This is a genomic window from Rhizobium hidalgonense, assembly GCF_002914525.1.
GTDB classification, from domain to species: Bacteria; Pseudomonadota; Alphaproteobacteria; order Rhizobiales; family Rhizobiaceae; genus Rhizobium; species Rhizobium hidalgonense.
Window position 1 is genome coordinate 255194 of record NZ_LODW01000093.1, and the last position, 13030, is coordinate 268223.

14 protein-coding genes are annotated in these 13030 nt (G+C 60.2%); 4 read left to right on the forward strand and 10 right to left on the reverse strand.

Going from position 1 to position 13030, the window contains the following annotated elements:
* Positions 1–39: 39 nt before the first annotated feature.
* The 4 genes from pyrH to ATY29_RS29100 form a co-directional block, all read right to left on the reverse strand.
* The gene (pyrH, locus tag ATY29_RS29085; protein WP_003573378.1) at positions 40–762 is read right to left on the reverse strand and encodes a UMP kinase; all 723 of its coding nucleotides are present in this window, start codon (positions 760–762) and stop codon (positions 40–42) included.
* Positions 763–858: 96 nt separating this feature from the next.
* Positions 859–1785 (reverse strand): translation elongation factor Ts, encoded by a 927-nt coding sequence (gene tsf / locus ATY29_RS29090; RefSeq protein WP_003573380.1) that lies wholly within the window; start codon positions 1783–1785, stop codon positions 859–861.
* Positions 1786–2024: 239 nt separating this feature from the next.
* Complete coding sequence (gene rpsB / locus ATY29_RS29095) at positions 2025–2792, reverse strand: 30S ribosomal protein S2 (RefSeq protein WP_003573382.1); 768 nt, start codon at positions 2790–2792, stop codon at positions 2025–2027.
* Between the two features lie 383 nt (positions 2793–3175).
* Entirely contained in the window at positions 3176–4012 is an 837-nt protein-coding gene (locus ATY29_RS29100; protein ID WP_003573384.1) for a cell envelope integrity EipB family protein, read from the reverse strand.
* A 136-nt stretch (positions 4013–4148) separates the two neighbouring features.
* Between ATY29_RS29100 and ATY29_RS29105 the strand changes: the two genes are divergently transcribed.
* The 4 genes from ATY29_RS29105 (at position 4149) to ATY29_RS29120 (ending at position 7080) form a co-directional block, all read left to right on the forward strand.
* Entirely contained in the window at positions 4149–4619 is a 471-nt protein-coding gene (locus tag ATY29_RS29105) for a RidA family protein (protein ID WP_003573385.1), read from the forward strand.
* The gene (locus ATY29_RS29110; protein WP_003573387.1) at positions 4616–5332 is read left to right on the forward strand and encodes a glycerophosphodiester phosphodiesterase; all 717 of its coding nucleotides are present in this window, start codon (positions 4616–4618) and stop codon (positions 5330–5332) included. Before ATY29_RS29105 ends, ATY29_RS29110 begins: the two co-directional genes overlap by 4 nt.
* Before the next feature lie 78 nt (positions 5333–5410).
* Positions 5411–6601, forward strand: coding sequence for a GNAT family N-acetyltransferase (locus ATY29_RS29115; RefSeq protein ID WP_003573389.1), 1191 nt, complete (start codon positions 5411–5413; stop codon positions 6599–6601).
* Between the two features lie 53 nt (positions 6602–6654).
* Positions 6655–7080, forward strand: coding sequence for an HIT family protein (locus ATY29_RS29120; RefSeq protein ID WP_003573390.1), 426 nt, complete (start codon positions 6655–6657; stop codon positions 7078–7080).
* A 78-nt stretch (positions 7081–7158) separates the two neighbouring features.
* Here ATY29_RS29120 and clpA read toward each other — a convergent pair whose 3' ends face one another.
* The 6 genes from clpA to ATY29_RS29150 all read right to left on the reverse strand — a co-directional run bounded on the left by clpA (position 7159) and on the right by ATY29_RS29150 (position 13025).
* A complete protein-coding gene (gene clpA / locus ATY29_RS29125; RefSeq protein WP_003573392.1) occupies positions 7159–9651 on the reverse strand; it encodes an ATP-dependent Clp protease ATP-binding subunit ClpA in 2493 nt (830 codons plus the stop codon).
* A gap of 10 nt (positions 9652–9661) precedes the next feature.
* Positions 9662–10012: an ATP-dependent Clp protease adapter ClpS gene (clpS, locus tag ATY29_RS29130; RefSeq protein ID WP_003586692.1), complete on the reverse strand. Its 351-nt coding sequence runs from the start codon at positions 10010–10012 to the stop codon at positions 9662–9664.
* Between the two features lie 277 nt (positions 10013–10289).
* Complete coding sequence (locus ATY29_RS29135) at positions 10290–10661, reverse strand: phasin family protein (RefSeq protein ID WP_003573396.1); 372 nt, start codon at positions 10659–10661, stop codon at positions 10290–10292.
* A gap of 272 nt (positions 10662–10933) precedes the next feature.
* Complete coding sequence (locus tag ATY29_RS29140) at positions 10934–11137, reverse strand: DUF3126 family protein (protein WP_025416099.1); 204 nt, start codon at positions 11135–11137, stop codon at positions 10934–10936.
* 140 nt (positions 11138–11277) lie between these two features.
* On the reverse strand, positions 11278–12111 hold the full coding sequence (gene cysE / locus ATY29_RS29145) for a serine O-acetyltransferase (RefSeq protein WP_003573400.1): 834 nt from the start codon (positions 12109–12111) through the stop codon (positions 11278–11280).
* A 128-nt stretch (positions 12112–12239) separates the two neighbouring features.
* Positions 12240–13025, reverse strand: a complete 786-nt coding sequence (locus ATY29_RS29150) for an alpha/beta fold hydrolase (protein WP_003573402.1) — start codon at positions 13023–13025, stop codon at positions 12240–12242.
* Between the last annotated feature and the right edge of the window lie 5 nt (positions 13026–13030).

The window sequence follows — 13030 nt, forward strand, 5'->3', positions numbered from 1 at the left end:
GTCGCGATGGCTGCGCCCGATAAAGCGGCGCAGTCTATATCAGTTGTCGGAGACGATGGTCTTGAGGCCGCCGCCCGTCAGGATTTCAGCAAAACCGCCTTTCTCGTGGATCGAGAAGACGATGATCGGAATGGAATTCTCCCGGGCGAGCGCCACGGCGGCAACGTCCATTACCGCAAGCCCTCTGTCCAGCACTTCCTGGTGCGTCAGGCGATCGAGACGAGTCGCATCGGGATATTTTTTCGGGTCGGCGGTGTAGATACCGTCTACCTGCGTGCCCTTGAAGATCGCTTGCGCACCCATTTCGGCGGCGCGCAGCGCTGCGGCCGAATCGGTGGTGAAGAAGGGGTTGCCGGTGCCGCCGGCAAAGATCACCACACGCCCCATCGACAGGTGATAGAGGGTCGCGCGCTGCGAAAAGCTCTCGCAGATCTCGGGCATCGAGATGGCCGAAAGCACTACCGTATCGATGTTCAGCTTACGCAGCGAGGTCGCCAGCGCCAGCGCATTGATAATGGTGCCGAGCATGCCCATGTGGTCGCCGGTGACCCGGTCACCGCCCTTGGACGCGACCGCGACACCGCGAAAAATATTGCCGCCACCGACGACGACGCCGACTTCCACGCCCATATGCCTTGCCTCGGCGATATCGGATGCAATGCGGTCCGCCACCGCAACATCGATCCCGAAACCCTGGCTACCCATGAGCGCTTCGCCGGAAGCCTTGAGTAGAACGCGTTTATAGACAGGCTCTAAAGACATCTTGGCTCCTCGTAAATTGCCGTGAATGCCCGATACACGAAGGGCACCGCGTTGTCACGCGATGCCCCTCTTGTTTTCCCAATTATGGCTGGAAGATCAACCCTTGACGGCAGCCGCAACTTCGGCTGCGAAATCGGTCTCTTCCTTCTCGACGCCTTCGCCGAGCAGAAGGCGGGCCATGCCGGCGACTTCGATCGGCGCGCCGACGGCCTTTTCAGCTTCCTTGACGGCGGCTGCGACAGTCAGGTCCGGATTGATGACGAAAGCCTGCGAGAGAAGGGCAACTTCCTCGAAGAACTTGCGCATGCGGCCGTCGACCATCTTCTCGATGATGTTGTCAGGCTTGCCGGAAGCGCGCGACTGCTCGATGAAGACGTTGCGCTCGCGCTCGGCGACGGCGGCATCGACTTCCTCAGGGCGGATCGCCAGCGGTGCGGTCGCAGCGATATGCATGGCGACCTGGCGGCCGATTGCGTTCAGAGCTTCCTTGTCGCCGGTCGACTTCAGCGCGACGAGAACGCCGAGCTTGCCGAGGCCGTCGGAAACAGCATTGTGGATATAGGTGGCGACGACGCCGTCCTCGACGGAGAGAGCGACCGAACGGCGCAGGTTCATGTTCTCGCCGATCGTTGCGATCGCGTCCTTGATCGTGTCGGAAACCGACTTGCCGGAGGCCGGGTAGGTCGCAGCCGCCACGGCGTCGACGCTGCCGTTTGTGGAGACAGCAACCTTGGCGATACCGCGGACGAGATCCTGGAAGGCATCGTTACGGGCGACGAAGTCGGTTTCGGAGTTGACTTCGACGACAACGGCCTTGGTGCCCTGGCTCGAAACGCCGATGAGGCCTTCGGCAGCGGTGCGGCCCGACTTCTTGTCGGCCTTGGCGATGCCCTTGGCGCGCAGCCAGTCGATTGCCGCTTCCATGTCGCCGCCGGTTTCAGCAAGAGCCTTCTTGCAGTCCATCATGCCTGCGCCGGTCTTTTCGCGCAGTTCCTTCACCATTGCAGCCGTAATCTCGCTCATTAGCTTCCTCTTGTCGGTTCAAACGGTGGGCCGCAAAGCGCGGCGCGGCACCGGATTGAGGCACGAAATGTACCTGTATGTATGACAGCGTGATGAAGACGCGTCATAACGAAACTTAATCGGCGGGGAGCCTGATGCCCTCGCCCTGAAACAGGCAAGGCCGCCGAACTTCGATGAGTCGCGAGCGGCCTTTCCCAGTCATGCAAGCTTTGGCGGAACTTTCGATCCGCCGGCTTTCATCAGCCTTCGGCTGCTTCCTCGAGAGCCGGTTCGACCGGAACTTCGGAGGACGCGCCGAGATCGCGGCCGGAAGAGCTCTGCTGACGCGCGATGCCATCGATGGCGGCGCGGGAGATCAGCTCGCAGTAGAGAGCGATGGCGCGCGATGCGTCGTCGTTGCCCGGGATCGGATAGTCGATCAGGTCCGGATCGCAGTTCGAATCGATGATGGCGACGACCGGGATGCCGAGGCGCTTGGCTTCGTCGATCGCGATCTTTTCCTTGTTGGTGTCGATGATGAACATCAGGTCCGGGGTGCCGCCCATGTCACGGATACCGCCGAGAGCCTTGTCGAGCTTTTCACGCTCGCGCTCGAGGTTCAGGCGTTCCTTCTTGGTGAAGCCCTGGGCTTCGCCGTTGAGGATCTCGTCGAGCTTGCGCAGGCGCTGGATCGAGTTGGAGATCGTCTTCCAGTTCGTCATCATGCCGCCGAGCCAGCGCGAGTTGACGTAGTACTGGGCCGAACGCTTGGCGCTGTCGGCGATAATCTCCGACGCCTGGCGCTTGGTGCCGACGAACAGAACGCGGCCGCCGCGGGCAACGGTGTCGCTGACGACCTGCAGGGCGCGCGACAGCATCGGAACGGTCTGGGCCAGGTCGATGATGTGGATGTTGTTACGGTCGCCGAAGATGTACGGCTTCATCTTCGGGTTCCAGCGGTGCGTCTGGTGGCCGAAGTGGACGCCTGCTTCGAGAAGCTGGCGCATAGAGAAATCGGGCAATGCCATGCCTTTGTATCCTTTTCCGGTTGAACCTCCGCAAGGCGAACAGCATCCTCTTCGAGGATGCCACCGGGCGGAACGATCCGGATTTCTCCCGGACAATCCCATGCCTTACGTGTGGAATGGTGGTGCCCATACATTCGATTTGGCGCAAAAGCAAGGCTTATGCCGAAAAATCCCCGCTCATTCGCCCGGCACTGGACGAGACGGTGTCGAAACGGACGCATCGGCCTCGATCGGCGTCAAGCGATATGGAACCGTCGGCATTGCCGGTGGCAGCTCCCAAGGGCTTGCGCTGCAATTGTCTACACGAGGACATACGAGACGGCGGCGATCGCCGACCACGGTGAATCTGATGAGAGAGTTTGAAGACAGGCGCGATTCCGTGCCTACTTGCAAACCTCGGCGTTGCGATCGAGCAGCTCCAACTTGGCGAGCTTGCCGGTCAGGACGAAATCGCCGTAATCCATCGTCAGGTCGCGGGTGATGCCGTTCTCATAGAGTTTGAACGACATGCGGTAGACCGGCAAGGCATCCGATTTTGCATTCTCGTTGAAATAGGCGATCGTCACCGGCCAGAAGGCCGTCTTGGAGAAAGCGCCGGCATTGCCGGCATCTGCCTCCTCGGCCACCGGCGTCTGCTGCTTGCCGACGATCGTCGTCGTTACCAGCGATTTGTCGCCGTCATCGGAGCCGTCGAAGACGCGGGCTTCGAAGAAGCGCTTGCCATCCTTGGCGTTCTGGATCACGTCAAGCATATGTTCGGTAGGAAAACGGCTTTCGGCAAGCTGCAGTTCGCGGCTCGACGGCTGCTTGAGATCGACCTTGACGCCATCCGGCTGATCCTGAGCCGCACCGTTAACCTCCTTGTCGAGCTGTTCGTCGGTGAAGGATTTTGTGTCGAATGTGAACTTGCCGTCCTTGAGGTTCTCGAAGGTCTTCGTCTGCTGGTCGCTGACGCGGACGCTGTCGCCAGTGTCGATCTGCGTCACGAAACGGAAGTTGGTAGTGAAGCCCTGGCAATAGTTGCCGTCGAACTCATAGACCATGCGTCCATACATGCCGGCAATGCCGGAGCGGTCCGAGGCGTCCTTCAGTTCCAGATCGTAGACGGCGCGATGTGCGACGAGGCCGGTCGCGATCGCAGCGCTTACCGCAGGCGCGGCCGCCCATGCATTGGCGGAAACGCTGGCGAGAAGCAGAGCGACAAGACCTGATCGGAACATTCATTAACTCCTGTTGGACTCGGTCGCGATGTTATAAGAACGCTTTCGGCCAAATCGAGGCTCGAACCTGTCATATTAAAGATTCTAGTCTTGATGCATAATTTTTGAAGAATTGACAACAAAAGCGGAGACGAAAATGTCCGATGAAATTGCAAAGCGCCTGACTGAGATGGGGATAACCCTGCCCGAAGCCGCAGCCCCCGCTGCAAATTACGTTCCCTATGTCATCAGCGGCAATCTTCTCTACATCTCCGGGCAGTTGCCGCTCGACAGCGGCAAGATCGCCGTCTCCGGACATCTCGGCAAGACCGTCGACGTTGCGAGCGGCCAGCGCGGCGCCGAACTCTGCGCCATCAACATCCTTGCCCAGGCGAAGGCGGCACTTGGCGGCGATCTCGGCCGCATCCGGCGCGTCATCAAGCTGAACGGCTTCGTCGCCTCGGCGCCCGACTTCGTCGAGCAGCATCTCGTCATCAATGGCGCTTCGAACCTGATTGCCGGCGTGCTCGGCGAGGCCGGCAAACATGCGCGTGCCGCCGTCGGCATGGCAGCCCTGCCGCTGAACGCCGCCGTCGAAATCGATGCTATCATGGAAATCGCCGAATGACCAATGCGGCCTGGATCCGGGACGTGCCGGTCGCCCATCGCGGCTATCACGACCTCAATAAACGCGTCTGGGAAAACACGCTCTCGGCCTTTTCGCGTGCCGTCGAAGCCGGCTTTGCGATCGAATGCGACCTACATTACGCCTCCGACGGCGTGCCGGTCGTCTTTCACGACGAGGACCTGCAGCGGCTCTGCAATCTCACCGGCGACATCCGCGAGCGCACCTCCCGTGAGCTCGGACTGATCGCCATCGGCGGCACGAGCGACAAGGTGCCGACACTGCGCCAACTTCTCGATCTCGTTCAGGGCAAGGTGCCTCTAGTGCTGGAGCTCAAGGGCCGTGAGGCCGACGACGAGGGTTTTGCCGAAGCCGTTCTCGAGGTGCTCGAGGGCTATGAGGGCAAAGTGGCGCTGATGAGCTTCGACCATTGGCTGCTGCGCGATCTGAAGGCACTTGAGGCCCCCTACCCACTCGGACTGACCGCCAACGGCAACACGCCAGAAGAGTTTGCGGCGCATTCGGATGCGATGGATATCGGTCTCGATTTCATCTCCTATTATTATGACGAGCTGCCGAACGCCTTCATCACCGGCGAACGCAAAAAGGGCATCCCCGTCATCACCTGGACGGTGCGCGACGAAGAGGCGCGCCGACGGACCTTCGCCAACGCAGACCAGATGACCTTCGAAGGTTTCGATCCGCGTGCGGTTTGACGCTCGCTTTTTGGCCAATATGATGCGCAGACTGAAACAGAGCCGAGACCATCCTCCCACAGGCTTCGCATCTGCCGCATGACTGACGAACTATCCATTCGCATAGAACGCTCCTTCACCGCGATTTCCCCGGAGAGCTGGTCCAGGCTTTCCGGGGCGTCGCAGAGTGGCAACACGCTTGCCTACAATCCCTTCGTTTCGCACGCATTTTTATCATCACTGGAGGAATCGGGCTCGGCTAGCGCCGAGACCGGCTGGCTCGGCCACCACCTGCTGCTCGAGACCGATCGCGGCGAACTGATCGGTGCCCTGCCCGGCTATCTCAAGAACCACAGCCAGGGCGAATATGTCTTCGACCATGGCTGGGCCGACGCTTTCGAGCGGGCCGGCGGGCGTTATTATCCCAAGCTTCAATGCTCCATTCCGTTCACGCCGGCGACGGGCCCGCGTCTTCTTGTTGCCGAGGGACTGCAGCGGCTGCCGATCCAGAGCGCGATGGCCGAAAGCCTCAAGGAGGTGGTGCGCCGGCTCGGCATCTCCTCGGCGCATGTCACCTTCGTGCCTGATGAGGAGATCGGCGTCTTCGAGATGGATGATTATCTGCACCGCACCGACCAGCAGTTCCATTTTATCAATGACGGCTACGCCAATCACGAGGAGTTTCTCGAAACGCTTGCCTCGCGCAAACGCAAGGCTCTGCGCAAGGAACGCCGCGCCGCCCTCGAAAACGGCATCGGCATCGACTGGCTGACCGGCCGTGACCTGACGGAACGCATCTGGGACCAGTTTTTCAAATTCTATATGGATACCGGCGGGCGCAAATGGGGCCGGCCCTATCTCACCCGCAAATTCTATTCGTTGATCGGCGAGCGCATGGCCGACGACATCCTGTTGGTCATGGCCAAGCGCGACGGGCGCTATATCGCCGGCGCGATCAACTTCATCGGCGGAGATACGCTCTACGGCCGTCACTGGGGTTGCGTCGAGGATCATCCCTTCCTGCATTTCGAGGTCTGCTATCACCAGGCGATCGATTTCGCGCTTTCGAAAGGGCTAAAACGGGTCGAGGCCGGTGCCCAGGGCGAACACAAGCTCGCCCGCGGCTACCTGCCGGTGACGACGCATTCGGCCCATTATGTCGCCCATGCCGGCCTTCGCCGGGCGATCGGCGATTATCTCGCCCGCGAGCGCGCCGATGTCGAACAGATGAGCGAGGTGCTCTCCGAGCACAGCCCGTTCCGCAAGGGCGAGCGCCAGCAGGAGGATTGACGCCGCCCTGCCGGGCGCGTTACCCGATCAACAGGAAATGAGGAGATTTTGCGATGACCAGCGCCTATGACGACAACAACATCTTCGCCAAGATCCTGCGCGGCGAAATTCCTTCACACCGCATCTATGAGGACCAGCATACGGTCGCCTTCATGGATGTGATGCCGCAGGCGCCGGGCCATGTGCTGGTCCTTCCAAAGGCGCCTTCCCGCAACATCCTCGATGCCGATCCAGCCACCCTCACCCATGCGATTACCGTCGTTCAAAAGGTCGCCAATGCGGTCAAGGACGTCTTCGATGCTGACGGCGTGTTCATCGCCCAGTTCAACGAACCGGCGGCCGGGCAAACGGTCTTTCATCTGCATTTCCACGTCATCCCGCGCCACGAGGGCACAGCACTCAAGCCGCATTCCGGCAAGATGGAGGATGGCGCCGTGCTTGCCGCCCATGCCGAAAAGATCAGGGCGGCACTGGCGTAAGGTCATTACCGTCTAACAAGGACGCGAAAACCAAAAAGGCCGCGAGTGACGCGGCCTTTTTCATTCTGTGACGAAAGTTCACTTCTTGCGCGGAACCTTCGGAACCGTGCTGCCCTTCTTCGGGGCGTCGCGGACTTCAGGCTCGGCCTGGGGGACTGTCTTGGCGCGGGTCTTGGGCGCTGCCTTGGTCTTCAGCTCGCCATCGCCATCTTCATCGGCTTCGGGATGGACGACCTCGGCTTCCGGCTTCGGCTTGATCGGCGCCGTATCCGGAATGGCCTCCAGCACGATGCCGGGCTTGCCGTCTTCCTTGGGGCCGACGGTGACGTTGACGACGCCGCCCTTCTTCAGCTTGCCGAAGAGGATTTCGTTGGCCAGCGGCTTCTTGATCGTGTCCTGGATGACCCGGGCAAGCGGGCGAGCGCCCATCTTTTCGTCGTAACCCTTTTCCGACAGCCAGGCGATCGCATCCTCATGCAGGTCGAAGGTGACGTTCCTTTCGGAAAGCTGGGCCTCCAGCTGCATGATGAACTTCTGCACGACCTTGTGAATGACAGCCGTCGGCAGCGCCGCGAAAGGAATGATCGCGTCGAGACGGTTGCGGAACTCCGGCGTGAACAGGCGGGTCAGTGCCTCCTCGTCTTCGCCGGTGCGCTTGGACGAGCCGAAGCCGATCGCCGCTTTGGCCATTTCGGATGCGCCCGCATTCGTCGTCATGATCAGGATGACGTTGCGGAAGTCGATCTTCTTGCCGTTATGATCGGTCAGCGTGCCATGGTCCATGACCTGCAGCAGGATATTATAGATGTCGGGATGCGCCTTCTCGATTTCGTCGAGCAGGACCACGCAATGCGGGTGCTGGTCGACGCCATCGGTGAGAAGACCGCCCTGGTCGAAACCGACATAGCCGGGAGGTGCACCGAGCAGGCGCGACACCGTGTGCCGCTCCATATATTCCGACATGTCGAAGCGCAGCAGTTCGACGCCGAGTGACGATGCCAGCTGCTTTGCCACCTCGGTCTTGCCGACGCCGGTCGGACCGGAGAAGACATAGGCGCCGATCGGCTTGTTCGGCTCGCGCAAGCCGGCGCGCGCCAGCTTGATCGAGGTCGACAGGGCTTCGATGGCGATATCCTGGCCGTAGACGACCGAACGCAGTTCCTGCTCGAGATTGGCAAGCACCGCTTCGTCATCCTTGGAGACGGTCTTCGGCGGAATGCGCGCCATCGTGGCGACCGTCGCCTCGATCTCCTTTTCGGTGATCAGCTTGCGGCGCTTCGACGGCGGCAGCAGCATCTGGGCGGCACCGGTCTCGTCGATCACGTCGATCGCCTTATCCGGCAGCTTACGGTCGGAGATGTAGCGGGCCGAGAGTTCGACGGCCGACTTGATGGCATCGTTCGAATACCGCAGATGGTGATACTCTTCGAAATAAGGCTTCAGGCCCTTCATGATCTCGATCGCATCATTGATCGACGGCTCGCTGACGTCGATCTTCTGGAAACGACGGACCAGCGCCCGGTCCTTTTCGAAGAACTGGCGGTATTCCTTGTAGGTGGTCGAACCGATGCAACGGATCGCGCCCGACGACAGGGCCGGCTTCAAGAGGTTCGATGCATCCATCGCGCCGCCGGAAGTGGCGCCAGCGCCGATCACCGTATGGATTTCGTCGATGAACAGCACGGCGCCCGGATATTCTTCCAGTTCCTTGACGACCTGCTTCAGGCGCTCCTCGAAATCACCGCGGTAGCGTGTGCCGGCGAGCAGCGTCCCCATGTCGAGCGAGAAGATCGTCGCATCGGCGAGCGCTTCGGGAACCTTGCCTTCGACGATGCGCTTGGCCAGACCTTCGGCGATCGCCGTCTTGCCGACACCGGGATCACCGACGTAGAGCGGGTTGTTCTTCGAACGGCGGCACAGGATCTGGATGGTGCGGCTCACCTCGGCGTGACGGCCGATCAGCGGGTCGATCTTGCCGCCCTTCGCCTTCTCATTGAGATTGACGCAATAGGCCTTGAGCGCATCCTGCTGCTTCTTGGGGCCGCCCTCTTCCTCGCCGCCGCGCGCCGTCGGCTTGCTGCTCTCGGCTTCCTCCTCGGCGCCGCGCGGGGGGCGAGCTTCCGAAGCACCCGGGCGCTTGCCGATGCCATGGGAGATATAGTTGACGGCGTCGTAGCGGGTCATCTCCTGCTCTTGCAGGAAATAGGCGGCATGGCTTTCGCGCTCGGCGAAGATCGCGACGAGCACGTTGGCGCCGGTCACTTCCTCGCGGCCGGACGATTGCACGTGGATGACGGCGCGCTGGATGACACGCTGGAAGCCGGAGGTCGGCTTCGAATCCTCGTCATAGCCGGTGATCAGATTGGAGAGTTCGTTATCGACATACTCGACGAGCGTCTTGCGCAGCGCGTCGAGATCGACATTGCAGGCGCCCATGACCGCGGCCGCATCGGCATCGTCGATCAGGGCGAGCAGCAGATGCTCGAGCGTCGCATATTCGTGATGCCGCTCGTTGGCAAAGGTCAGTGCCTGATGGAGCGCCTTCTCTAAACTAGGCGAAAATGTTGGCACGTTCAGATCCTCACTTCTTTTCCATGACGCATTGCAGCGGATGCTGGTGCTGCCGGGCGAAATCCATCACCTGGCTGACCTTCGTTTCCGCCACCTCGTATGTGAATATTCCGCATTCGCCGACGCCGTGGTTATGGACATGGAGCATGATGCGGGTGGCACTTTCACGATCCTTTTGAAAAAAACGCTCCAGAATATGGATGACGAATTCCATCGGCGTGTAGTCGTCATTCAAAAGCAGCACGCGGTAGAGATTGGGCTTCTTGGTCTTCGGCTTGGTGCGTGTGATGACCGAGGTTCGATTTCCGTTCTCCCCGTTCCTATCGCTGTCGTTCTGCATCCGGATCGGCTTTGCGATCATTGTCATTCATTCCTCAAGCAATCCGGCGGAGCATGGGAGGGTGCTTTTTCCCGCCGAATATCTGAAACACTAACTTAGTTCATAATAGGCCGATTTTAAGCCCCCTGTCAGTCACTGCAATCAAGAAATGGCCGGCATGCACGGGAAAGACCAAAAAAGTCCCCGACCGATCCCACGCAGGTGCAGCAGCGAAGTGGAAACAAAAAAGACCGGCCACAGATGCGTAGCCGGTCTTTAAATTTCAATATGTAGCGCAGGTTGCGCCGTCGCAATCAATTCATGCAGCGGCGGGGGTGGCCGGCGGCGCCTGCCTGGTGGTCTTGGCGACGGCAGTGGCGATCGGCGCTTCGTAAGGCTTGTAAGCGGATTTGGCGAGATCGGCATACATCTCGCTGAGTTTCGTCGTCTCGGAGACGAGGCCTTCGAAATAGGACTTGACGTAATTGGTCTGAAGTTCGAAAGCGGCCTCGAAGCTCTTGACGCCGGCCAGCGTTTCGAAATGCGTCACTGCGTCCTGAAAGGATTTCTTCGAATAGTCAGCGGCTTCGGCGGCGATCGCCTGGAAGCCCCTGGTCGTATCGGAATAGGTTCTCAGCGCCGTGTCGACGGCTTCCTTGCTCTTCCTGTTTGCATCGTCGAAGTTGAACATGACCGTCCTCCGTTGGGCTGTGGGATGGCGGCAGGGTAACCGCAACGCACAAATAGTCAAGTAGTCTTGTGCGCCGCAAAACACCTTGAAGTTGCATGACAACAATATAACAAAGGATGCGCGCCGGGGCACGTACGTCTTTAACTGATTTTGCTAATATATATCAGATCAGCACAACCGGAAGCTTCAAAAAAATTTTGATCCCAGGCCCAGAAAACGAAAAAAGACCGAACGGATCGCGCCGTTCGGTCCCTTTGAAAGCTTCGAACGCGTCAGAGATCGACGTCGAGGATCGCCATCGAAAAGTTGTAGGAGCGGTCGCCGTCCTCGTCATCGATATAGACGACGCCCAGAAATTCTTCGCCGATATAGACTTCCGCAGAGTCATTCTTGCGCGGACGCGCCTTGACGACGATCTGCGGGTTGAGCATGCGTTTGAAATAGGCGTCGAGCTTCTTGATTTCTTCTGGCTTCACTCTGTCATCTCCGTAAACGGTCTTGATTGGCCGCTTCTTGCACAGGAAAAGCAGCGGTGTAAAGGCAAGGTTGCCACTTGGCAATTTCCGTCCCCGCCTGAGGTCCGCCGACTGTTCCCGATCCTTTTTCCGGCAGCCGATCAGATATCGGCGCCGATCACCTGGTCCATGTTGCGCGACGGCTCGGAACAACCGGCTTCGCCGACGACCTTGGCCGGCACGCCGGCGACCGTCTTTTTCGGCGGCACCGCCTTCAAGACGACGGAGCCGGCGGCGATGCGGGAGCAGAAGCCGATCTCGATATTGCCGAGGATTTTTGCGCCGGCGCCGATCATGACACCGCTGCCGATCTTCGGATGGCGGTCGGCGCCCTCTTTACCGGTGCCGCCGAGCGTGACGTTGTGCAGGATCGAGACATTATCGCCGATCACCGCCGTCTCGCCGACGACGAGGCCGGTGGCGTGATCGAGGAAGATGCCTTTGCCGATACGGGCGGCCGGATTGATATCGGTCTGGAAGACGCTGGAGGAGCGGCTCTGCAGATAAAGCGCGAAATCTCGCCGTCCGCGGTTCAGCAGCCAATGGGCGAGACGGTGCGTCTGCAGCGCATGGAAGCCCTTGAAATAGAGCACGGCTTCCATGAAACGCAGGCAGGCGGGATCGCGATCGTAGATGGCCTGGATATCGACGCGCAGAATGGAGCTCCATTCCGGCCAATCGAGCAGCATTTCCTCGAAGGTCTGGCGAAGCAGGTTCGCCTGCATATCAGGGTGATCGAGACGTTCGCAGATGCGGTGAATGACGCATTCCTCGAGCGAATGGTAGTTGATCACCGTCGAGTAGAGGAAGGCGGCGAGAACCGGGTCCCGTTCGGCGGCGAGCCGGGCTTCCTCGCGCAGGCTGTCCCAAATGGGATCCATCACCTTCAGCGGATGGCCTGTCTCAAAAGCACGAATATCAGTCTTGGCGACCATCGCCGCTCTCCTCGTTGCCAACAGGAATGCCGTTTGCGGAATGCCAATATATAGTGGAAAACGCCAATAACATAAATGGGTGCCGTCGCCATGGTTTTTTAGCATGGGTTTTCGGCATCACGATGATGTCACCTGCCGGCGACTTTCGCGTAGAAGGCCAGCACGGCCTGCTTGAAAACCCTGTCGCCGACGGCGAGCATATGATCGCGGCCTGGAATATCGAGCGCTTGGGCATCGGGCATCAGCGCCGCCAGCTCCTGCGGCGAGCCGGCGATGTCATCCTTGGTGCCGACGCCGATCAGCGCCGGCATGTCGAGCTTTCCCATATCCGCGCGGGGCACGAGATCGCGCGAGCCGCGGATACATTGGGCAAGGGCGACGCGGTCGCTTTTCGTCTGCTCGGCAAAGGCGCGGAACATGCGGCCGCGGTCATGCGTGACGTCCTCCAGCGAGGGAGCAAGCAGCGCATCGGCGATCGGATCCCAGTCGCCGACACCGTCGGTCATGCCGATACCGAGGCCGCCGAGCACCAGCGAGCGGACGCGATGCGGATTGGCAAGGGCGGCAAAGACCGAAATGCGCGCGCCCATCGAATAGCCCATCAGATTGGCTTCCGGGATGCCGAGGTGGTCCAGAAGAGCGATCGCATCGCCGGCCATCACCCAGGGACGATAGGCTTCGGCGTCGTGCGGCTTATCGCTGGCGCCGTGGCCGCGATTGTCGATGGCGATCACCCTATAGCCGGCATCCCCCAGCGCCTTCAGCCAGCCCGGATGCACCCAGTTGACGTTTGCAGTCGAGGCAAAACCGTGGATCAGCAGGACGGGCACGCCGGCCGGATCGCCCTCGTCGAAGAAGGCGAGCTGCAATCCGTCATGGGTGAAGCTTGAAAATGCGGGCGTGTTCAGGTTCATCGGGT